This window comes from Variovorax sp. OV084 (assembly GCF_900111625.1).
In the GTDB taxonomy this organism is placed as follows: domain Bacteria; phylum Pseudomonadota; class Gammaproteobacteria; order Burkholderiales; family Burkholderiaceae_C; genus Variovorax.
Window position 1 is genome coordinate 1 of the sequence record NZ_FOII01000036.1, and the last position, 19,714, is coordinate 19,714.

21 protein-coding genes and 2 pseudogenes are annotated in these 19,714 nt (G+C 64.7%); 10 read left to right on the top strand and 13 right to left on the bottom strand.

Features of this window, described 5'->3' with window-relative positions; genetic code table 11:
* Positions 1-153: 153 nt before the first annotated feature.
* Positions 154-1,170, bottom strand: a complete 1,017-nt coding sequence (locus BMW87_RS33925; RefSeq protein WP_093082838.1) for a lysylphosphatidylglycerol synthase domain-containing protein — start codon at positions 1,168-1,170, stop codon at positions 154-156.
* Between the two features lie 10 nt (positions 1,171-1,180).
* Positions 1,181-1,411: a hypothetical protein gene (locus BMW87_RS33930; RefSeq protein WP_093082869.1), complete on the bottom strand. Its 231-nt coding sequence runs from the start codon at positions 1,409-1,411 to the stop codon at positions 1,181-1,183.
* A gap of 560 nt (positions 1,412-1,971) precedes the next feature.
* Between BMW87_RS33930 and BMW87_RS33935 the strand changes: the two genes are divergently transcribed.
* The 3 genes from BMW87_RS33935 to BMW87_RS33945 all read left to right on the top strand — a co-directional run bounded on the left by BMW87_RS33935 (position 1,972) and on the right by BMW87_RS33945 (position 7,834).
* On the top strand, positions 1,972-2,124 hold the full coding sequence (locus BMW87_RS33935; RefSeq protein WP_093082840.1) for a hypothetical protein: 153 nt from the start codon (positions 1,972-1,974) through the stop codon (positions 2,122-2,124).
* A gap of 7 nt (positions 2,125-2,131) precedes the next feature.
* The gene (gene clsB, locus BMW87_RS33940) at positions 2,132-3,313 is read left to right on the top strand and encodes a cardiolipin synthase ClsB (protein WP_093082843.1); all 1,182 of its coding nucleotides are present in this window, start codon (positions 2,132-2,134) and stop codon (positions 3,311-3,313) included.
* A 147-nt stretch (positions 3,314-3,460) separates the two neighbouring features.
* On the top strand, positions 3,461-7,834 hold the full coding sequence (locus tag BMW87_RS33945) for a DEAD/DEAH box helicase (RefSeq protein WP_093082845.1): 4,374 nt from the start codon (positions 3,461-3,463) through the stop codon (positions 7,832-7,834).
* A 78-nt stretch (positions 7,835-7,912) separates the two neighbouring features.
* Here BMW87_RS33945 and BMW87_RS33950 read toward each other — a convergent pair whose 3' ends face one another.
* From BMW87_RS33950 to BMW87_RS33965, 4 genes are all read right to left on the bottom strand, one after another.
* On the bottom strand, positions 7,913-9,631 hold the full coding sequence (locus BMW87_RS33950) for a thiamine pyrophosphate-dependent enzyme (RefSeq protein WP_093082848.1): 1,719 nt from the start codon (positions 9,629-9,631) through the stop codon (positions 7,913-7,915).
* Between the two features lie 313 nt (positions 9,632-9,944).
* On the bottom strand, positions 9,945-10,250 hold the full coding sequence (locus tag BMW87_RS33955; protein ID WP_256217029.1) for a hypothetical protein: 306 nt from the start codon (positions 10,248-10,250) through the stop codon (positions 9,945-9,947).
* The gene (locus BMW87_RS33960; RefSeq protein ID WP_143062662.1) at positions 10,251-10,457 is read right to left on the bottom strand and encodes a hypothetical protein; all 207 of its coding nucleotides are present in this window, start codon (positions 10,455-10,457) and stop codon (positions 10,251-10,253) included.
* 157 nt (positions 10,458-10,614) lie between these two features.
* Complete coding sequence (locus tag BMW87_RS33965) at positions 10,615-11,136, bottom strand: metallophosphoesterase family protein (RefSeq protein WP_256217030.1); 522 nt, start codon at positions 11,134-11,136, stop codon at positions 10,615-10,617.
* Positions 11,137-11,142: 6 nt separating this feature from the next.
* On the opposite strand from BMW87_RS33965, the gene BMW87_RS33970 reads away from it, so the two are divergent.
* On the top strand, positions 11,143-11,487 hold the full coding sequence (locus tag BMW87_RS33970) for a hypothetical protein (protein ID WP_256217031.1): 345 nt from the start codon (positions 11,143-11,145) through the stop codon (positions 11,485-11,487).
* Here BMW87_RS33970 and BMW87_RS33975 read toward each other — a convergent pair.
* Complete coding sequence (locus BMW87_RS33975) at positions 11,427-11,864, bottom strand: PPC domain-containing DNA-binding protein (protein ID WP_093082853.1); 438 nt, start codon at positions 11,862-11,864, stop codon at positions 11,427-11,429. The genes BMW87_RS33970 and BMW87_RS33975 overlap by 61 nt on opposite strands.
* A gap of 22 nt (positions 11,865-11,886) precedes the next feature.
* On the bottom strand, positions 11,887-12,312 hold the full coding sequence (locus BMW87_RS34945; protein WP_143062663.1) for a hypothetical protein: 426 nt from the start codon (positions 12,310-12,312) through the stop codon (positions 11,887-11,889).
* 112 nt (positions 12,313-12,424) lie between these two features.
* Here BMW87_RS34945 and BMW87_RS33980 point away from each other — a divergent pair, with 112 nt between their 5' ends.
* Positions 12,425-13,192, top strand: a complete 768-nt coding sequence (locus tag BMW87_RS33980; protein ID WP_256217032.1) for a MauE/DoxX family redox-associated membrane protein — start codon at positions 12,425-12,427, stop codon at positions 13,190-13,192.
* Between the two features lie 4 nt (positions 13,193-13,196).
* Here BMW87_RS33980 and BMW87_RS33985 read toward each other — a convergent pair whose 3' ends face one another.
* The gene (locus tag BMW87_RS33985; protein WP_256217033.1) at positions 13,197-13,700 is read right to left on the bottom strand and encodes a DUF421 domain-containing protein; all 504 of its coding nucleotides are present in this window, start codon (positions 13,698-13,700) and stop codon (positions 13,197-13,199) included.
* A gap of 71 nt (positions 13,701-13,771) precedes the next feature.
* Positions 13,772-14,431, bottom strand: a complete 660-nt coding sequence (locus tag BMW87_RS33990; RefSeq protein ID WP_093082856.1) for a UdgX family uracil-DNA binding protein — start codon at positions 14,429-14,431, stop codon at positions 13,772-13,774.
* A gap of 77 nt (positions 14,432-14,508) precedes the next feature.
* Here BMW87_RS33990 and BMW87_RS33995 point away from each other — a divergent pair, with 77 nt between their 5' ends.
* Positions 14,509-14,925 (top strand): hypothetical protein, encoded by a 417-nt coding sequence (locus BMW87_RS33995; protein ID WP_143062664.1) that lies wholly within the window; start codon positions 14,509-14,511, stop codon positions 14,923-14,925.
* Positions 14,926-15,174: 249 nt separating this feature from the next.
* Here the strand turns inward: BMW87_RS33995 and BMW87_RS34000 are convergent, their stop codons facing one another.
* Together BMW87_RS34000 and BMW87_RS34005 are read right to left on the bottom strand one after the other, a co-directional pair.
* Positions 15,175-15,951, bottom strand: coding sequence for a meso-2,3-butanediol dehydrogenase (locus BMW87_RS34000; RefSeq protein WP_256217034.1), 777 nt, complete (start codon positions 15,949-15,951; stop codon positions 15,175-15,177).
* A 16-nt stretch (positions 15,952-15,967) separates the two neighbouring features.
* On the bottom strand, positions 15,968-16,273 hold the full coding sequence (locus BMW87_RS34005) for a hypothetical protein (RefSeq protein ID WP_093082861.1): 306 nt from the start codon (positions 16,271-16,273) through the stop codon (positions 15,968-15,970).
* Positions 16,274-16,529: 256 nt separating this feature from the next.
* On the opposite strand from BMW87_RS34005, the gene BMW87_RS34010 reads away from it, so the two are divergent.
* Positions 16,530-16,868: a PRC-barrel domain-containing protein gene (locus BMW87_RS34010; protein WP_093082864.1), complete on the top strand. Its 339-nt coding sequence runs from the start codon at positions 16,530-16,532 to the stop codon at positions 16,866-16,868.
* Positions 16,869-17,000: 132 nt separating this feature from the next.
* Positions 17,001-17,581, top strand: a pseudogene (locus BMW87_RS34015) (hypothetical protein).
* Here the strand turns inward: BMW87_RS34015 and BMW87_RS35790 are convergent.
* A complete protein-coding gene (locus BMW87_RS35790) occupies positions 17,571-17,645 on the bottom strand; it encodes a four-helix bundle copper-binding protein (protein WP_371258886.1) in 75 nt (24 codons plus the stop codon). The pseudogene BMW87_RS34015 and the gene BMW87_RS35790 overlap by 11 nt on opposite strands.
* A gap of 7 nt (positions 17,646-17,652) precedes the next feature.
* On the opposite strand from BMW87_RS35790, the gene BMW87_RS35795 reads away from it, so the two are divergent.
* Together BMW87_RS35795 and BMW87_RS35670 are read left to right on the top strand one after the other, a co-directional pair.
* Positions 17,653-18,210 (top strand): hypothetical protein, encoded by a 558-nt coding sequence (locus BMW87_RS35795; RefSeq protein WP_177192916.1) that lies wholly within the window; start codon positions 17,653-17,655, stop codon positions 18,208-18,210.
* 237 nt (positions 18,211-18,447) lie between these two features.
* A pseudogene (locus BMW87_RS35670) lies at positions 18,448-19,619 on the top strand (IS3 family transposase); the annotation flags it as partial.
* Between the last annotated feature and the right edge of the window lie 95 nt (positions 19,620-19,714).

A 19,714-nucleotide genomic window follows, 5' to 3' on the forward strand; every position in this document is an offset into this window, starting at 1 on the left:
CGCCTGGCGTTCCATGAGGAAGACGACTTCGTGCTCCAGGTCTGGACACGCGATGGCCGCTCGGTGGCTGAGCGTGAGGGCATCCGGTAATCGGCGTCGCCGTTGCGCGCATAGTGAGGGCGCGCGTTGCGCCGGTGCAAGCTCTCACGGCGTTCACGCAGACGCAGTTGGTGATTCGAGCGGTGGCGTGACGCCTTCCTGCACGGCATGGCTCGCTGCGCAGCGTTCCAGGAACAGGTACAGCACCAGCCCGCCTGCCAGCGGCAACAGGTAGTACAGCGCGCGGTACGCGAGCACCGCGCCCATCAGCGCGCCCTGCTTCACCGTGCCCGACAGCAGCGCCAGGTACACGGCCTCCAGCACGCCCAAGCCTGCCGGAATCGGCGTGATCACACCGACGATGGACGCCGCGAGCAGCACACTCAAGGTGATTGCGTAAGGCACTTGCTGGCCCAGCAGCAGGTACATGGCCGCGCCCATCAGCGCCCAGTTTCCGGTAGAGAGCGCAAGCTGCATCACGGCGACTCGCACATCCGGCAAGTGAAGGTGCTTGCCCCTGAATGTCCATTCGCGCTTGCGCGCGACCGCGCATGCCACCACGTAGCCTAGCGCCAGCAGGATCATCACCATCCCGAGCGCGCGCAACGCGCCCTGCCCGATGTGCGCCCGGCGCGGCGGCTCGATGACACCAGCCGCGAACAGGCCGCCTGCCAGCAGCCCGTAGCCGAGCCAGTTGGCGGCAAGGCTCAGCCCGACGATCTGGGCAACGGTGGCTTCGTCGAGGCCGGCGCGCGCGTAGAGGCGCGCGCGCATCGCGATGCCACCGACCAGCGAACCGAGGTTCAGGTTGAATGCATAGCTGGTAACGGCAATGGCCCAGGTGCGCCAGTAAGGCACGCGGTGGTGCAGGTGGAGCTTGCCGATCAGATCGAAGCAGCCGTATAGCGCATGGCTGGCCGTAGCAAGCCCGAGCACCGCGAGCAGCAGCCACGCCGAATAGCGCTGCAGCGCTTGCCACGCGCCGGCCCAGTCGACCTTGTTCGCATACGACAGCAGCAGGCCCAGCACCACGAGGCCGAACAGGGGCAGTGCCCACCGGCGAAGGCGCCGCCACTGCGATACGCGGGTGCTGGCGGCAACCGGTGCCGCATGGGCAGCCTGGAGGCTCATGGCGACGGCCTCAGGCTGGGTCCCGCTTGCCGTCGCGCTTTTCAGGATGTGTGCGGGGCTGCCTGTCTGCTTTCCCGGGTGTCTTGTGCTCAGCTTCGCCCTTGTCGTGGAGCTTGCTGTTGCCCACATCCTCCATCAGCCGTTCACCCTCGGTGTCGGGGCCGTCGCTGGGAACGGACTCTTCCTGCGTGACTTCGGGTTCTTCATGCGTGGAATGCGGGGCGGGGGTCGGCTTGGGCATGGGCGGCTCCTCAGGCATTTGCGGATTCACGGAGTCTTCGGTGTCCGCAGCAGCAGCACCGACATCCGCCGCCGACTGCGGGTGCAGGACATTTGCCATAGCCACTGCACGGCTCGGCATGGAGACGTTTCCCAGCGGTTTCCCAGCGTTCTTCGAGCAAAAAGCGGCGCTCGCCTACATGCGCTCGCCGGGAAGGAGCGATCTTCGTTTGCATCTTTGCCTTCATCGGAGAAAAGCCATGTCACAGCGAAGAAGCGTTCATTCAGCAGGCAGTCCCTCCAAGACGCCCGAGCCGACCACCGGTGCAAAATCCAGACGGGCGCACGCCGGCAGAGTTGCCGAGCAAGCCTGCCAAGAAGAAAGCCGGCGACGCCGTACCGCGCTCGCAATCTGCAAAGCGCCAACCCTGAGGCTGAGGCATCACAGCTCGCGCCATCTTCCACCGCTCAAGCCAGGATCGCCATGGAGTTCCGTCAGGGCGAAGTGAAATCGTCTGACAAGAGCGCCAATGCCTTCGGCTCAGATTGGATTTCTTCCGGCAACTCACGAAGGAGCCTCCGATGATCCGAAAACTCGCATCCGGCGAATATCGTCTCTACTCCCGCAAGACCGACCCCAAGACCGGCAAGCGCCGCAACCTCGGCACCTTCAGTTCGCGAGAGCAGGCACAGCAGCACGAGCGCGAAGTTCAGTACTTCAAGCGCCACGGCTGAAGAACAGATGCGGCGCGCAGACTGGACGCACGGCAACGCGGTGCGCCTGCTGGAAAACGGCGAAGAGTTCTTTCCCCGTGTATTCCACGCGATCGCCCAGGCCACCGAAGTCGTCCTGGTGGAAACGTTCATTCTTTGCGAAGACAAGGTGGGAATAGCCTTGGCAGAGGCGCTGTGCGCGAGCGCATCGCGCGGTGCAACGACCGTTCTCACCATCGACGGCTTTGGCTCGCCCGACCTTTCCGACGCATTCATTGCCCGGCTGACAGACGCTGGCGTGCGTGTGCGCATCTTCGACCCGGGCCCCGCCGTGCTCGGCCAGCAACTCAATCTGCTGCGCAGAATGCACCGCAAGCTGCTCGTCGTGGACAACAGAGTCGCCTTTGTGGGCGGCATCAATTTTTCGGCCGACCACTTGATGGATTTCGGGCCAATGGCCAAGCAGGACTATGCGGTGGAACTGTCCGGCCCCATCGTGGGCCGGATCCGCAAATTCATGGTGAAGACCGCTGGCTCCGAGGGGCCCGATATTTCCGGGGACGCCTTTGATATGCATGACAGCGCGGGCGGCACTGCGGCCGTTCTGTTCGCCGCACGCGATGACAAGGACTCCCCCGACGGCATCGAGCAGATATACCGACATGCCATCCGGGCGGCCAGTACAAGGATCTGGATTGCCAACGCCTACTTCTTCCCGGGCTACAGACTCTTCCACGAATTGTGCAAGGCGGCTCGACGCGGAGTCTCCGTCAAGCTCGTCCTGCAAGGAATGCCTGATCTCAAGTCGGTGAGGTTCGCAGCAACGCTGCTCTACGGCCACCTGCTGCGCGCGGGTGTGGAAGTGCACGAATACTGCCCGAGGCCCTTGCACGGCAAGGTCGCGATCATCGACGAGGCATGGAGTACCGTGGGGTCCAGCAACCTCGATCCATTGAGCCTTGCGCTCAACATGGAAGCCAACGTCTTCGTGGAGAGCGAAGCGTTCAACAGGCAAGTCGCCACCCGGCTGCAGGCGATGAGCGCGCAGTGCCTGCGCATCCGCCCGGAGTCTCTTCGACTGTGGAGCCGCTGGCCGTTGCTCGGCAGCTTCATCGTTTTTCACGTTCTGCGATGGGCATCGCGCATCGGCACCTGGCTTCCGCGAAGAGTGCAGAAGTTCAAGACCCCGAGAAGTGCGGAAAGCACCTGACATCGCGCAGGGACCGCCATGCCAAGACCTTGCTGCAAGAGCACGCGATGAGCCAGGCGGCTTGAGATTGCCCGTACTGTCCTTATCTGCCCGGCAGCTGCCTGCCGTGTTGCGTTGCCGCGATGCCTGCCGTAGCCTGTTCTTCCAGTGGCCCTGCATTCTTTTCATCCCGCCATCGCCCGGTGGTTCCTTGGAACCTTCCCCGGCCCCACGCCCGCCCAGGCCGAGGCATGGCCAGCGATTCGCGCGGGCCGCGACACGCTCGTCGCCGCGCCCACCGGCTCCGGCAAGACGCTCACAGCCTTCCTGGCGGCCCTGGACGAACTGGTCCGCCGGGGCCTTGCGCCCGAGGGCCTGCCGGATGAAACCGCCGTCGTCTACGTCTCGCCGCTGAAGGCGCTCTCCAACGACATCCGCCTGAACCTCGATGCGCCTCTTGCGGGCATCCGCGCCGAGTTGGAGGCGCTGGGTTTGCCCGACGTCGACATCCGCACCGCCGTGCGCACTGGCGACACGCCGCAGCGCGAACGCCAGCAGAGCCTGCGGCGGCCGCCGCACATCCTCGTGACCACGCCGGAATCGCTCTACGTTCTGCTGGGCTCAGCGTCCGGCCGCCAGATGCTGTCGACCGTGCGCAGCGTGATCGTCGACGAGATCCATGCCATCGCCGCGAGCAAGCGCGGCAGCCATCTGGCGCTGTCGCTGGAGCGGCTGCAGGCGCTGTGCGCTGCGCAGTCGGGCGCGCGCCCGGTGCGCATCGGCCTGTCGGCCACGCAGAAGCCGATCGACGAAGTGGCGCGTTTTCTGGTCGGCACAGGCGCGCTGCGCGCCGATGGCACAGCCGACTGCGCCGTCGTCGACATCGGCTATACCAAGCAGCGCGACCTGGCGCTGGAACTGCCCCCGACGCCGCTCGAGGCGGTGATGTCGGGCGACCAGTGGACGCAGGTGTATGGGCGCGTTGCCGAACTGGTGTGGCTGCACAAGACCACGCTGGTGTTCGTCAACACGCGCCGCATGGCCGAACGCGCGGCGCGGCACCTGGGCGACATCCTCGGCAAGCAGGCGGTTGCCGCGCACCATGGCAGCCTGTCGAAGGAAACCCGCCTCGATGCGGAACAGCGCCTCAAGCGCGGCGACCTGAAGGTGCTCGTGGCCACGGCATCGCTCGAGCTGGGCCTGGACATCGGCGACGTCGACCTGGTCTGCCAGCTCGGCTCGCCGCGCGCCATTGCCACGTTCCTGCAGCGCGCAGGGCGCTCGGGCCACGCCGTGGGCGGCGTGCCGAAGGCGCGGCTCTTTCCGCAGTCGCGCGACGAGCTGGTCGAATGCGCCGCCCTGCTCGACTGCATCCGCCGCGGCGAACTCGATGCGCTTCGCGTGCTGCCCGCGCCGCTCGACGTGCTGGCGCAGCAGATCGTGGCCGAGACCGCCTGCCGTGAATGGAACGAAGACGATCTTTTCGCGCTCGTGCACCGCGCGTGGCCCTATGCGCAGCTCACGCGCGAGCGCTACATGGAAGTGGTGCGCATGGTGTCCGAAGGATTCACCACGCGGCAAGGCCAGCGCGCCGGCTATGTGCACCGCGATGCCGTCAACCACCTGCTGCGCGAACGCAAGGGCGCGCGCATGACGGCGCTGACTTCCGGCGGCACCATCCCCGAAACGGGCGACTACACGGTCGTGCTGGAGCCGCAGGCCGACAAAATTGGCACGGTCAATGAAGACTTCGCGGTCGAGAGCCTGGCGGGCGACGTGTTCCAGCTCGGCAACACCAGCTACCGCATCCTGAAGATCGAGCCGGGGCGCGTCCGCGTGGAAGACGCGCAAGGCGCCGCGCCCAACATTCCGTTCTGGCTCGGCGAAGCGCCAGGGCGCAGCGACGAACTGTCGTTTGGCGTGTCGCGGTTGCGCGAAGCGGTGGCGCAGGCACTGGAATCCGGCGGGCGAGACGCCGCGATGAAGCTGCTGACGCAAACCCTCGGCCTCGACGACGAATCGTCACGCCAGATCGTCGAGCATCTCGCGCATGCACTTGCCGTTCTGGGCGCGCTGCCGACGCAGCGTACGCTCGTCATGGAGCGCTTCTTCGACGCCTCCGGCGGCATGCAACTGGTGATTCACTCGCCCTTCGGCAGCCGGCTCAACCGCGCGTGGGGCCTGGCGCTGCGCAAGCGCTTTTGCCGCACCTTCAATTTCGAGCTGCAGGCCGCGGCGACCGAGGATGCCATCGTCCTTTCGCTGTCGACCAGTCATAGCTTTCCGCTCGACGAAGTCGCGCGCTACCTGCATTCGGCCTCGGCCCTGCACGTGCTGGTGCAGGCCCTGCTCGATGCGCCGCTGTTCGGCGTGCGCTGGCGCTGGAACGCGACCACCGCGCTGGCGCTGCCGCGCTTCAGCGGCGGGCGCAAGGTGGCGCCGCAGTTGCAGCGCATGCGCTCCGAAGACCTGCTCGCTGCGGTGTTTCCCGATCAGGTCGCATGTGCGGAGAACATCGTCGGAGAGCGCGAGATTCCCGAGCACCCGCTGGTGGCACAGACGCTCGACGACTGCCTGCACGACGCAATGGATGCCGACGGCTGGCTCGCACTGCTGGGCCGCATGGAGACTGGCGAGGTACGCGTGCTCGCGCGCGATTTGCCAGCGCCCTCGCCTCTCGCGATGGAAGCGTTGAACGCACGGCCCTATGCATTCCTCGACGATGCACCTTTGGAAGAGCGCCGCACGCAGGCCGTGCAGAACCGCCGCTACACCGATCCCGAAAGCGCCGACGACGTCGGACAACTCGACGCGGACGCTATCGCCAGCGTGCGCGAGGAGGCTTGGCCGCAGCCGCGCAGTGCCGACGAGATGCACGAGGCGCTGGGCATGCTCGGCGCCTTGAGCGACGACGAGGTGGCGCAGCAGGCGGCCTGGAAGAAATGGCTCGTCGCGCTCGCCAAGGCCGGCCGCGCGACGCGCCTGCTGCTTGAAGGCAAGGGGCGCACCGCGCGCGGCCTGTGGGTGACGGCCGAGCGGCTGCGGCTGCTGCAGGCCATCGCACCCGATGCGCCGATGCAGCCAGCCATTACAGCGCCCGCCGACGCCGAGCAACCGGCGGACCGCGACGCGGCACTGCGTGAACTGCTGCGCTCCCGCCTCGGCGGGCTCGGACCAGTCACCGCGGCGCAACTGGCTGCGCCGCTGCTCCTGCCGCCTGCCGACGTTGAAGGCGCACTGCTCGCGCTGCAAACCGAGGGCAGCGTGCTGCAAGGCCGCTTCACGCCCGGTACGGCAGACCTCGAATGGTGCGAACGCCATCTGCTGGCACGCATTCACCGCTACACGCTCAAGCGCCTTCGCCGCGAGATCGAGCCGGTCGAGCCACGCGACTTCGTGTGCTTTCTTTTCGAATGGCAGCACATCGGTGCGGCCGCGCGCATGAGCGGGCCCGAGGCGCTGTCGGGCATCCTGTCGCAACTCGAAGGCTACGAGGCGCCTGCCCCACTCTGGGAAGCCGAGTTGCTGCCCGCGCGTGTGACCGACTATTCCGGTGCCTGGCTCGACGACCTGTGCACGGCGGGACGCGTGCTGTGGACGCGGTTGCGGCCAGCCGCCACGGAGGGCCGCAAGGGAGGGGGCAACCTGTCGCTGCGCGCCACGCCTGTCGTGCTGCTGCCGCGCCGCAGCGCGGCGCTGTGGACCAGCCTGGCACCGGCTCCGGCCGACGACGAAACACTGGGCTCGCGTGCCATGCGCGTCGCCGCGCACCTGGCGCAGCACGGTGCCTGCTTCTTCGACGAGATCGCGCTCGGCACCCGTCTGCTGCCGGTCGAGATCGAAGAGGCGCTGACCGAACTGGTCGCCAAGGGGCGTGCGCGGTGCGACAGCTATGCCGGCCTGCGCGCACTGCTGGTACCGGCGTCCAAGCGCGCATCGGCCGACACGAGGCGCCGGAGGCGTACGCCGCTCTTCGGCATCGAGGACGCAGGGCGCTGGACGCTGGTGCGGCCACCCGCCGCCGCCGAAGCGATGGCGGCCAGCTCCGCGGAAGCGATCGAACAGGTCGTGCACGTGCTGCTGCGCCGCTACGGCGTGATCTGCTGGCGCCTGCTCGAACGCGAGGCCGCATGGCTGCCGCCGTGGCGCGATCTGGTGCGCGTTTGCCGGCGGTTGGAGGCGCGCGGGGAGATCCGTGGCGGGCGCTTCATCGCCGGGGTGTCGGGCGAGCAATTCGCGCTGCCCGAGGCGGTTGCGTCGATGCGGCAGGTGCGCAGGCAGCCGGGCGACGGCGCGCTGATCGCGCTCGCGGCCAGCGATCCGGCCAATCTGCTGGGAACCATCGTGAACGGGCCCAAGGTGCCGCGCGTCGCGGGCTCGCGCGTGCTGTACCGCGACGGCGTGCCGATTGCGACCAGCGTGGCGGGAGAAATCGCATTGCTGGTGTCGCTCGACGCGGCACAGACGCAGGCAGCGAGGCACGCGCTTTCGCTGGAGCCATCTCTGCGCACCTTCGAGCCCGCCGCGCAACCGTCCGCTTGAGTTCCGTTCCGGGACAGAATTTTTTTTGGGCGATCCGCGCCTTGCTCAGTTGGCTTCGGCGCTGTGACCGCCGTCGGCTCACTGCGTGAAGTTGTCCTTGATCAGGTCCACCACGTCCGACGACCGGCCGCTGAGCACTGCCTTGGCCGAATACAGCATCGTGCCGGCGACCTGGCTGAACTCCACCTTCGGCGGCATCACCAGTTCCGTGCGGTTGACCGTCACGTCCAGCAGGGCTGGCCCAGGGTGCGCCAGGAAGGCACTCACCGCATCGGGCAGTTGTTCCGCGCGCTCCACCTTCTGCCCGTAGAAGCCGATCACTTCCGCCAGCCGCGCGAAGTCGGGGTTCAGCAGGCCGGTGTAGTTGTCGAGCAGCCCTTCGACCTTCTGCTCGAGCTCCACGAAGTTCAGGCTCGCGTTGTTGTAGACCACGACCTTGATCGGCAACTTCTCCTGCACAGCGGTTATCAGGTCGCCCAGCAGCATCGCGAGGCCGCCATCGCCCGAGAGCGAAATCACCTGTCGCCCGGGATACGCCTTTTGCGCGCCCAGCGCCTGCGGCATCGCATTGGCCATGGTGCCGTGCAGCAGGCTCACGAGTGTGCGGCGCCGGCCGTTCATGGTCAGGTGGCGCAGCGACCACACCATGGGGCTGCCGCCATCGGCGGTGAAGATGGCGTCGTCGGCGGCCAACTCGTCGATGACGCGCGTCAGGTGCTGCGGGTGAATCAGCCCTTCCTTGCCGGGCCGCTCGTCGCGCCTCAGCGTCTCTACCGCCTCCTTGCGGTGGCGCAGGCATTCGTCGAGGAAGCTGCGGTCACTACGCTCTTCCAGCAGCGGAATGAGCGCCTCGATGGTGTGCGCGACGTCGCCGACCAGTCCGAGCGCCACCGGATGGCGCCGCCCGAGGTGGCTGCCATCGGTGTCGATCTGCAGGATGGTGGCCTTGGCGGGATAGAACTGGCTCCACGCGAAGTCGGCGCCGAGCAGCAGCAGTGTGTCGCATTCCTGCAGTGCGCGATAGCCCGACTCCACGCCGAAGATGCCGGTCATGCCCATGTTGAAGGGGTTGTCGTACTCCACGAAATCCTTGGCTCGCGAGGTGTGCGCAATCGGCGCCATCAGGCACTGGCCGAGCGCGATCAGCATCTCGTGCGCGCCTTCACAGCCGTGTCCAGCATAGATCGCGATCTTCTTTCCCTTGCCGAGCAAGGCGGCCAGTTGTGCGAGTTCGCCGTCGTTGGGGCGGACCACCGGTGCGGTGCGGTGCACGGCGAAGGTCAGGCCCTCCTTCACCTCGGTCTGCGCGATGTCGCTCGGAAGAATGACAACCGCCACACCGCGCCGGGACAGCGCGGCCTGCGCCGCGAGCGCCACGACCCGCTGTGCCTGCTCCGCCGACTGCACCTGCTCGCAGAACACGCTGCAGCCGGTGTACAGCGATTTGAAATCGACCTCCTGAGGAAACTCCATGCCGAGTTCCGTCGTCACAACCTGGCTGGCGATCAGCACCATCGGGGCGCGGTTCCGATTGGCCTCGAAAACGCCGTTGATGAAATGAAGCCCGCCCGGCCCGCATGAACCGGCACAGGCCGTGAGTTCGCCCGTCAGGTGCGACTCCGCGCCCGCGGCGAAGGCAGCCGCCTCTTCGTGTCGCACATGCACCCATTCGATTTCGCTGTGGCGGATCGCGTCGGTGATGTGGTTCAGCGTGTCTCCGACGATGCCGTAGCAGCGTTTGACGTCGGCTTGCTGAAGGGTTTCGATGACCAGGTCGGCGACTTTGCGGCGGGCCATGTGTGCTTCCTTTGCTGTGCTTCCTTTGCTGCAAAGCGCAAAGGCTACGGCGCCTCGGGTGGATGCCCGTGGGCGGGCGTCGGATACCTCGGTAGGACTTCTCCGCACGAAGCGCTTCAGGACGTCCGGAGAATATTTCGCAATGCAGGCTACGTCTCGCCAGCCAATTCCCACTCCGACGTGATGCAAGGCCTGACAAGTGGCTTCATCGTCTTTCACGTGCTGCGATGGGTCTCGCGCATCGGCACCTGGCTGCCGCGCAGGCTGCAGAAGTTTCAAGACCGTGCGCCACGCCAGCGGCGGCAACCGAGCCTCACCGCGCCTCGGACGATGAGCGGTCTTGGGCCCATCGCATGGCCTGTTGCTCGGCATGGCGCAGCGCCTCCGCCTCACTGCCATATGCGACGTTGTCCGTATCGGGTGGCAACCGACTCTCTTCGCCACCACTGCCATGACGGTAGAACACCACCGGCCGGAAAGTCAGCTCGTCTATCCGCTGCGCCGCACAGGAAAACAGCCACCCTCGGTAGCTGAAGGTGAGAAGCCGCGCCCGAATGCCGTCCGACGCCCCGGTCTCGGCGGGAGCACTCGGCATAGCGGGGCCGCTGCCGATGTTCATTCAGGCCTCGGCGCTGCGGTACTGGTCCCGCAGCGCCTTGATCTGGTCGTGGTTGCGCTGGGCGCCTTCAGCCACTTCTGCCGCGCACGCACGGAAGCCGTATTGGCCGTCGCGCGAGTTCTCCGGAAGGTCGTTCAGAACGACGATCACCTGACCGTTCGACACCGCCTCTGCGGCGACGGAAGTTTCGTTGATATCGCTGGTCATGAGTTGCTCCATGAAGGGCCGGTCGCCGTAGCGCCAGCCGGATTCCGGAAAGAAAAAATTGCAATGACCTTTCATGATCAAAAAGGTGTGGCACGCGCTCTGTCGTCTCAACCCAATGACGCTTGTAAGCTTTGTCCGAGGGGGCAAAGCGCCGGGCCTAGGTTGCCGCCGGCTCCTCGACCGGCTCGCGCTGTACCTCGTACAGGAAGAAAGGCGGTGTGTCAGGCCGGCTGCGCTGCAGCAGAAGTTTCGCGACGTTGTAGACCGGCACGCCGTTGATGGTGCGCCCCTCCAACGCACCACGGTGCGCATGGCCATGGAACACGGCATCCATCGGATACCGCAACAGCGGGGCCTCCAGCCGGCTGCTGCCCAGGAAAGGAAAAATCTCCACCGGCTCGCCCTGTACCGTGCCAACGACGGGCGAGTAATGCAACAGCGCGATCCGGCGCCGCGTGCGCAGCTTGGCGAGCGCCGACTCCAGCTTCATCGCCTCGTTCAGCGCCTCCTGCACGAACAGCTTGATCGCCGGCTCGCCCCAGGCGCCCAGCGAGCCGCGCCCGAAGCCGCCGCCAAAGCCCTTGACGCCCGCGATTCCGGCGGCGACATCGCTCACCTGCTGCTGGCTGGCGCCGAGCGGCTGGACTGGGCCAGCCTGCTGGAGCGCTTTGGCCCTCACTGGCGGGTGCTCCTGGCCCACCTGACGCTGTTCGGCTACATCTATCCCGGAGAGCGCCACCGCATTCCCGGTTGGGTCATTGCCCGTCTGATCGATCGCCTGACTGATGAGATGCGCGAACCGGCGCCCTCCTCGAATCAGAACGTATGCGCGGGCACCCTGTTGTCGCGCGAGCAGTACCTCCACGACGTCGAGCAGCTGGGGTATGTGGACGGACGCCTCACACCCGTGAGCGGCATGACGGAACGGGATGTAGCTGTGTGGACCAAAGCCATCCAGGCCGGCCAGGCTCAGGCGTCGACGTCGATCAAGGCCAATCCCGTCTCCCGGTCGCACGTCTTGCGCAAGTAGCCCGGTGACTCGACAAGCAGCACTTCGAGCGTCGGCTGCACGGTGGCCTGGAGCACGTGGCCACCGATCGTGCTGCCGTCGCGCCGTCCAAGGACTGCATGCGCATGCACCTTTGGTTGGTCGCCATCCAGCGCTATGTCACCGTTGAGAGAGAGAACCTCGACCTGCTCTTCGACGGGTATCCGGTCGTAGTCCTTGCGCTCCCAGTCGAAGTAGCCGAGCACCGCCGCGCGCAACGCACCGATCGCGCTGAAGCGGCTGGCCGACAGCGCATGCTCCTTCGCAAACTGTTCGAGGATGGGGACGAGGTCGTCGCCCTTGTCGAAAACCAAAGCGATGGTGCGCTCCGGGCCTTTGTTGAGAATCTTTGATTTCATCTGAAGAGTTCCTGTCGAGCCCTTAACGTGGGGAGTTCTGCTTGCAATCTTCGGCGGCTCCCCTGCAGTCGTCCTGGCGTGATCGCTCAGAGGGGTCGACGCGAGGCTTGCTGCCATCGCCTGGCCTGGCATCTGCAGGCGGCCTCTCGACCATGCCGGGATCCCTGTTGCCCGGAGCGGGCTTCGCCAGCCGCGGATCGACCTTGGCGGGCGGCTTCACGACGATCTCCTTGTCAACGCCTGGTTGCGCGTCGGAGCCGGCCGGCGGTGGACGCTGCGGCTTGTCGGTCGCCTGCGCCGCGGCCGATCCGGCAAAAAGTGCCAAGGTGCCGGCTACCCAAATGGATCTCCTGGAAAGCATCGATTTCGCTCCTTCGAACATGAAGCTCACCAACAGCCCGAACCGTTTCATCGAGACGTCTTCGACCGTGTAGGCATCCTTCGCCAATGGCCGCAAGTCGCTTTCGCGGCCGCCCGCACGGCATTCCGTCAGGGTGAGGTGAACCCGTCCGACATGGCCCCAGGCAGATGCAAATCAAATTGATCCAGGGAGCACAACCATGACCACCCGGACCGCCGACAACAACCTCGCCACTGGGAAGACCGCCACGCTGTACCGCATGGTCATACCGGAGCACATCTGCCCCTTTGGCTTGAAGGCGCGGTTCCTGTTGCGGCGCAAGGGCTATCAGGTCGACGACCGATGGTTGATGACGCGAACGCAGACCGATGCATTCAAGGCCGAACATCACGTGCAGACCACCCCGCAGATCTTCATCGAGGGCCACCGGATCGGCGGCTACGACGACCTGCGACGCCACTTCGGCCTGCCGGTGCGCAATCCGGGCGAGGCGTCGTACACGCCCGTGATCGCGGTGTTGGTGGTGGCGCTGCTCTTGGCGGGCGCGAGCTTGCTGGCTGCGAACCGGCCGCTGGGCAGTCCGCAACTGCTTTCGTCGTTCATCTCATTCACGATGTGCATCCTGGCGCTGCTCAAGCTGCAGGACGTGGAGAGCTTCTCAACCATGTTCCTCAACTACGACCTGCTGGCCCGACGCTTCGTGCTCTATGCCTACCTCTATCCGTTCGCGGAGCTGCTGGCCGGCGTGTTGATGGTGGCGGGTCGGCTGCACGAGATCGCGGTGCCGGTGGCGCTCTTCGTGGGAAGCGTCGGCGCGATGTCGGTCGTCAAGGCCGTGTACGTCGATCACCGCGAACTCAAGTGCGCGTGCGTCGGAGGCAGCAGCAACGTGCCGCTCGGGTTCGTATCGCTGACCGAGAACCTGATGATGGTGGCGATAGCGCTGTGGGTGATCGTGGATGCCTGAGCACCTACGGAGTGGCTCTGTCGATTCCGATCACAGTGATCTTGCCGTCCCGCTCCAGCATCGCCAGACGAACGGAAGAAAGATCGGCGTCGCCCAGCTTCTGGCGAACTGCTTCATCGAGATTTCTCCGCGAGACCAGCGCCTTGCGCATGGCGTCCTGGTCGAGATGAGCGTCGCGCACTAGCGTGATCTCGCGGCCATTCACGACATCTTCGAAGGCCGCCCAGCGCGCGCTGCCCAGTGCCACGGCCCTGTGCACGACGACTAGCGCAGTGCCTGCTGCGATGGTGCTCCAGAACGGCGAAGCGCCCACCACTGCCCGGCTGAGCACGGCGCCGAGCAAGACGGTGATGCAGGCGTCGAAGGGGCTGTGCTGACCGAAGGAGCGTCTTCCCGACGCGCGGATCAGTACAAGTGCAATAAAGAACACAGCGATGGCTCGGGCGGCCATCTGCCAGGTCTCGAGGTCCGAGCCCGTGCCGAAGATCCATTCGAATTCCTGTTTCACGGCTCTCTCCTACTTCGTCGCGAACGGGTTTCGCAGGCCACCATGCCTCCTGTGTCGGACTGAGGTCAGCGTCATGCGCGCTCCATCAGGGAGTGCTTCGTTCGAGGCGCAGCTTTCTTGAAAATGGCGGACGCCAACGCCAGGTCTTCCAGCCATTGCTGCCATGCCTCGTCCCTTTGCGCCGGATCGCCCCTCAACAATGCCGAAGGGTGCAGCGTTACGAGCACGCGGCGACCGGCCTCGTCTTCGTGCCACCGCCCACGCTCGCTCATCACCGCGACCCGACGGCCCAGCAGCGAACGCGCCGCCACGCCGCCGAGTGCGACTAGCGCAACCGGCCGCACCAGCGCGATCTCGCTCTCCAGCCAATGAAGGCAGGCGTCGGCCTCGCGCTGAGCAGGCGTCTTGTGAATCCGGCGCTTCCCCCGCAGCTCGTATTTGAAATGCTTCACGGCATTGGTCAGATAAAGCCGGTCACGCGACCAGCCCAACTCCGCTACCGCTCTATCAAACATGCGCCCCGCGGGACCAATGAAAGGCCGCCCCTCCAGGTCTTCCTTGTCGCCCGGCTGCTCGCCGACGACCATCAGCCGCGCATGCACCGGCCCTTCGCCGAACACCGATTGCGTGGCGAGCGCGCCGAGCGGGCATTCGCGACACGCATCGGTCGCTCGACTCATCTCGCGTAACTTCGTCGTCGCGTATTTCAGGTCGCGTTCACGCGCAGGCATTGTGTTTTGTGTCAGTGACGGAATCAATGACGCGAAGCTCACGCAATTGAAAGGCCATTGCCGTAGGACGCCTTTGTTTGCCGACGACGGTGACGGTGCCGGGCCCCCACGACGACATCGGCATTCCAGGAGCGGGCACGCCCCTTGTCCATTCATGTAATTCCGTCCTCCCCATGGAAAAGCTCGATATGCCACCCGCCCCCAACGAAAGCACGGAGCTCGGCCGCCTGGCCGGTGAGTTCAGGGCCATGGAAGCACTGTGCACCGCCCTGATCGCCTGCCATCCCAAGCCGGTCATATTGCGTACGGCCTTCAAGTCAAGCAGCGGGCAGTTGCTCGCGCTTGCCAGCGCCTCGCCGGAAGCGTCGGCGTCCTTGCTGCAAGGCATGGAAGCATTGCTGGGCACCTTCGTCGAAGCCATCGACCATTCCGCCGACCGGCGGCTTGCCTCTTCGAGGCTGGCGCGAGAACGCATGTTCCGCCCCCTCTGGTGAGATGGAGGACGGCCCGATGGCATCGAGGAACGCCGAGAGGGTCGCCCCGCCCTAGCGGCCTCTACCAGCGCCATCGGGCCGTCGCAAGCAATAACGGTCCTGCTCACCGCCTCTATGCAGCAGATGCCGCGTTTTGCCGCTCCACGTAAGCGCGCAGTTGTTCCGTGAGCTTTTCCTCGGCGATTTCTCGCGCGGACTGGTTCAGGCTTACGAGGACGCAGCGATGGATGCCGCGATTCGCTCGGGATCTCAGGACATGTCTGGCTGGCCGTTCGAGGCCATGAGCCCGCCGTCCACGGGCAGAGCGACGCCGTTGACGAAGCTCGCGTCGTCGCTCGCCAGGAAGGCGACCACAGCCGCGATTTCCGCGGGGTCCGCGCCCCGGCCAAGCGGAATGCGCTCGCTAAACCGGGCCATGAGGTCGCTATCCTTCTTCATGTCGGCCGTCATCGGCGTGAAGGTGAGGCTGGGGCACACGGCGTTGACCCGCACGCCGTCTCTGCCATGGTCGAGGGCCAGCGCCTTCGTGAAGTTGACGATGGCCCCTTTCGAGGCGTTGTAGAAGCCCATCGCCCAGTCGCCACCCAGCCCGGAGACCGAGCCCGTGTTGACGATGCAGCCCTTGCTTTTGAGCAAATGCGGCATGGCTGCGCGGCATCCGTGGAATACGCCGCCGACATTGATCGCCATGAGCCTCTCCCAATCATCGAACGGCGCTTCGGTGACGGTGCCTTCGACGGCGATGCCTGCGTTGTTGAAGAGCACGTCCAAGGCGCCAAACCGCTCGACGGCGGCGGCCACCAGAACCTGCACTTGCTCGTACTTCGACACATCGGCGGCCTGGACCAGGGTGCGCTCGAGCGGCAGGTCGGCGGCCACGCGCTCCAGCTTCGAGAGCGTGTCGCCGGCCAGGACGACGTTCGCTCCTTCGGCGGAAAAACGGCGCGCCGTGGCTTCGCCGATGCCAGAGCCCGCACCGGTGACGATGACGGTCCTTCCGACGAATCGTTGCATCTGCTGTTGCATCTGACCTCCTTGGCGGTTACCTGACTGGCGAAGTAGGCGGCGATCCAGCCGGGCCAATACCGCTGGAAGTCCCGGGGGAAGTACCGCCCGCCGGACGAGGCGCCGTGCCGTGCATGTGGGCCGCAGGCGGCGTCACCTCGCGGGCCGACTCCCGGGCACGCTTGTCAACGATGAAGAAATACGCCAGCGCGCCCACGAACACCATCACGGCGACGACGATAAAAAACGCGAACACGCGCGAGTTGTCCCGGTCGTCGTTGCGGCTGTGTTGCAGGCTCTGTTGCCGTGACGCCGTCTGTCTTGGTGTGGTCTGGTTGGTCATGATCTGCGTCCCTTCATTCAGGTGAATGCGGATGGAAAGGAAGCTAGGACATCTCGAGGGTGCGTATGTCGGATATGACCTCACTCCGGTGTCGCAAAAAACGCTCACGCGAGACAACCAGCAAACCGGAAAACCTCCTACAGCCCATGCCAAGCATTGCCGATGAAGCGAAGCGACAGCATGAGGGAAACCATCCCCCTGGGCTTTGAATCAATCGCCAACGCCTCCCAGATGCGTCGGCGGCAAGGAGAAAGTCATGGCCATCTCGGCAAACGTCATCTCGTCGGACCGCGTCGAGGGAACGACCGTCTACAACGCAGCGGGCGACAAGCTCGGTACCATCGATGACCTCATGATCGACAAGCTGTCCGGCCAGGTGCGCTACGCCGTGATGGAGTTCGGGGGCTTCCTTGGTATGGGCAAGGACCGTTACCCCATTCCCTGGAGTATGCTCAAGTACGACACGGCCCAGGACGGCTACGTGGTTCCCCTGCAAAAGGAAATGCTCGAAGGCGCGCCGAAGTACGACGAGACCAAGACTCCCGATTACGACGACCGGTACACGGCCACCATCAACAAGTACTACGGTCTTTGAGTTCGCGTTTCAGACCGGACGCAGGGCACCGGGTGCCAACACTTGCTATCGATGGTCGACCATTGCCTTCGCAGCCGCGTCTATGTCAGCGTCATCGTGCCGGGCAAGGCGCTGGCACCGCAGTGGCTGAACATGAACGCCGCGGTGCGCCACTGTAGTGCTGGTCTTGGCATCTGGGGCTGGGCAGGCAACCACGAAGGCGACGCGCCCGACGTGTTGATGGCCTGCGCGGGCGGCGAGCCGACGTTGGAGACGTTGGCTGCCGTCGACATTCTTCGCATGCAACTGCCCGAGTTCAAGGTCCGCGTGGTCACGTTGTCGGCCTGTTGGCGCTGCAGTCGCCATCAGCACATCCGCACGGGCTGCAGGACGCGGCATTCGATTCGATCTTTACCACCGACCGGCCCGTCATCTTCGCGTTCCACGGCCATCCGTGGTCGATCCACCGCCTGCTCTGCAAGCGCACCAATCACGAAAACTTTCACGTGCACGGTTGCCAGGAAGAAGGCACCACGACAACGCCGTTCGACATGACGGTGCCGAACCGGCCCGGTCGCTTCCATCTGGCGGCCGATGCCATCGACCGGGTGGTGCGAATCCGCGACCGTGCAGGGCATGTGCATCCGCATGATCGACTGCTCGAACACCGGGCGTACGTCACGCAGCATGGCATCGACATGCCAGACGTCGTCGGGTGGCGCTTCAGGTCGTAGCCATGCGTTGGCACTCCGTTTCGCACTGCCGGCATGCTTGCGCGCAGTTTCGGCAATGGTCCATGTCGTGAATGGCGCATTCGGCTGCGCAGCGTCGGCAGATATCGGCGCACAGGCTGCAGACGAGCTCCGCGTTCTCGCTGTTTCTTGCCATGATTGTCGCGGCAGTGGTGCACATCGCCGCGCAGTCCAAGTCGAGCGCAATGCAGCGTGCCAGGGCGCTCGAAGCTTCTTTGACGCATGCTGCCGCGCAGCGATTGCAGGCCGTCGCACAGGCATCGCAAAGCTCGATGCAGCGACCGAAATCAGAAGGGTCCCGCCCGGGCACGACCGTCGCGGTGACGCGCGCCTCGGCGCTGGGAAGATTCGTGTTCGACATCGAATACTCCTTGAAAAACAGGATTGAAAAAAGTGGGCTCGTTTTTCGCCCCGAGCGAGGCACTCCAATGTGGGATCAGGCCGACAGCGGGCGTCCTCCGCAACTCGTGTGCGCCCCTGGCGCCTGCAACTCAAAACTTCGCCATCGGCGGCCGCTGCTCTTCGTTTGCGCTGCTTTCGTCATCGACGATCGCGATTCTCAGCCGCGCTCTTTCGTGCTTGCGCAAGAGGTCTTCGCATCGATCCATTGACTCGGCATCACACGGCGGCTCGTCGCCACAGTCGCTCAGGAACTGCGACTCTTCGAAGGTCAGTCCGCAAAGGACTTCCTGGTCCCATGAATTGACGACGAGGTGACTGCCGCCAAGGAGCTGCGCACGTCGCTGCGTCGAAACTCTGAGTCTCTGCGATTGGAGCTGTTGGGATGCATAGACGTCCACCAAAATGAACTGACCCCAAAAAGTTGGACAAAACTTTGGGGGTTCTACTTGAAGAAATATTCAGAGCAAGTCAAGCTTGCTGCCGTTCAGGCATACCGTGCCGGCGCGCTGGGCTGGAAGGCCACTGCGAAGGCGCACGACGTGGAAACGTCATCGCTTCGCAAGTGGGTTGCGGCGTACGAGGTGCATGGGCCCGACGGAGTGCGAGAAAAGCGTCGGGAGCTGTACAGCAGAGAATTCAAGCTGAAGGTGTTGCGGCGAATGCGTGACGAGGACCTCTCATATCGGCAAGCGGCTGCGCTGTTCGACATCAGGAACTTCAACATCATTGGTACTTGGGAGCGCGCGTATGAGCGAGATGGGATGCCCGGCCTGGCTCCCCAGTGGGCTGGTCAGCGCAAGAGAATGACGACTCCGGAGAATCAGAAATCAACGTCCCCGCCTCGGGAGGACGACAAACGGACTCGCGAGCAACTTCTGGAGGAACTGCAGTCTTTGCGACTGGAGAATGCCTACCTAAAAAAATTGGATGCCTTAGTTCAATCTCAAGCGAAGTCAGCGCCCGGCAGAAAGCGCAAATCGTGATTGAGCTAAGGCAGCACTACCCCCTTGCCGGCTTGCTGAAGGTGGCTGGATTGGCTCGCAGCACGTTCTACTACCAGCAGAGCGCACTGCAGCTCGCAGACAAATACGCTGATCTGAAGGTCGAGATCCGAGCGATCTATGAGCGGCACAAAGGTCGCTATGGCTATCGGCGCATCACCTCGGCACTGAGACAGCAAGGCCGTCCAGTGAATCACAAGACCGTGCAACGGCTCATGGATCAGCTGCAACTGAAGTCCTGCGTGCGTGTGAAGAAATACCGCTCGTTCAGAGGCGAGTTGGGGCACATCGCCCCGAACGTCCTGGCGCGCAAATTCGACGCGTCGTATCCAAACGAGAAGTGGGTGACGGACGTGACGGAGTTCAAGGTTGGCAGCCAGAAGCTGTATCTCTCCCCGATCATGGATCTGTTCAACGGGGAGATCGTTGCCTATGAGACCGCTCGGCATCCTCTGTTCGGCATGGTGGGGAAAATGCTGACAAGTGCATTCGAGCGTCTCGGCCCTCGCGACAAGCCCATCTTGCATTCCGATCAAGGCTGGCAATATCGAATGGAAAAGTATCGTCGCCACCTCGACTCGCGAGCGATCACGCAGAGCATGTCTAGAAGAGGAAACTGAATCGCCCCGGCTTTCATGGAGGCCGGTTGGTTTAAGTCATGCCGCCATCGTGGCGGTTTGACTGGCGAGTTGCCGGTAATAGTTTGCCTCAG

Bases quoted from the DNA above. Each gene is read 5' to 3' on its own strand.
- BMW87_RS33960 (WP_143062662.1), bottom strand. From the start codon at position 10,457: ATGACCAGCGATATCAACGAAACTTCCGTCGCCGCAGAGGCGGTGTCG.
- BMW87_RS33950 (WP_093082848.1), bottom strand. From the start codon at position 9,631: ATGGCCCGCCGCAAAGTCGCCGACCTGGTCATCGAAACCCTTCAGCAA.
- BMW87_RS33955 (WP_256217029.1), bottom strand. From the start codon at position 10,250: ATGAACATCGGCAGCGGCCCCGCTATGCCGAGTGCTCCCGCCGAGACC.
- BMW87_RS34005 (WP_093082861.1), bottom strand. From the start codon at position 16,273: ATGACCAACCAGACCACACCAAGACAGACGGCGTCACGGCAACAGAGC.
- BMW87_RS33930 (WP_093082869.1), bottom strand. From the start codon at position 1,411: ATGCCCAAGCCGACCCCCGCCCCGCATTCCACGCATGAAGAACCCGAA.
- BMW87_RS33935 (WP_093082840.1), top strand. From the start codon at position 1,972: ATGATCCGAAAACTCGCATCCGGCGAATATCGTCTCTACTCCCGCAAG.
- BMW87_RS34000 (WP_256217034.1), bottom strand. From the start codon at position 15,951: ATGCAACAGCAGATGCAACGATTCGTCGGAAGGACCGTCATCGTCACC.
- BMW87_RS35795 (WP_177192916.1), top strand. From the start codon at position 17,653: ATGGCGCATTCGGCTGCGCAGCGTCGGCAGATATCGGCGCACAGGCTG.
- BMW87_RS33990 (WP_093082856.1), bottom strand. From the start codon at position 14,431: ATGCCTGCGCGTGAACGCGACCTGAAATACGCGACGACGAAGTTACGC.
- BMW87_RS33975 (WP_093082853.1), bottom strand. From the start codon at position 11,864: ATGAAATCAAAGATTCTCAACAAAGGCCCGGAGCGCACCATCGCTTTG.
- BMW87_RS33980 (WP_256217032.1), top strand. From the start codon at position 12,425: ATGACCACCCGGACCGCCGACAACAACCTCGCCACTGGGAAGACCGCC.
- BMW87_RS34010 (WP_093082864.1), top strand. From the start codon at position 16,530: ATGGCCATCTCGGCAAACGTCATCTCGTCGGACCGCGTCGAGGGAACG.
- BMW87_RS33925 (WP_093082838.1), bottom strand. From the start codon at position 1,170: ATGAGCCTCCAGGCTGCCCATGCGGCACCGGTTGCCGCCAGCACCCGC.
- clsB (WP_093082843.1), top strand. From the start codon at position 2,132: ATGCGGCGCGCAGACTGGACGCACGGCAACGCGGTGCGCCTGCTGGAA.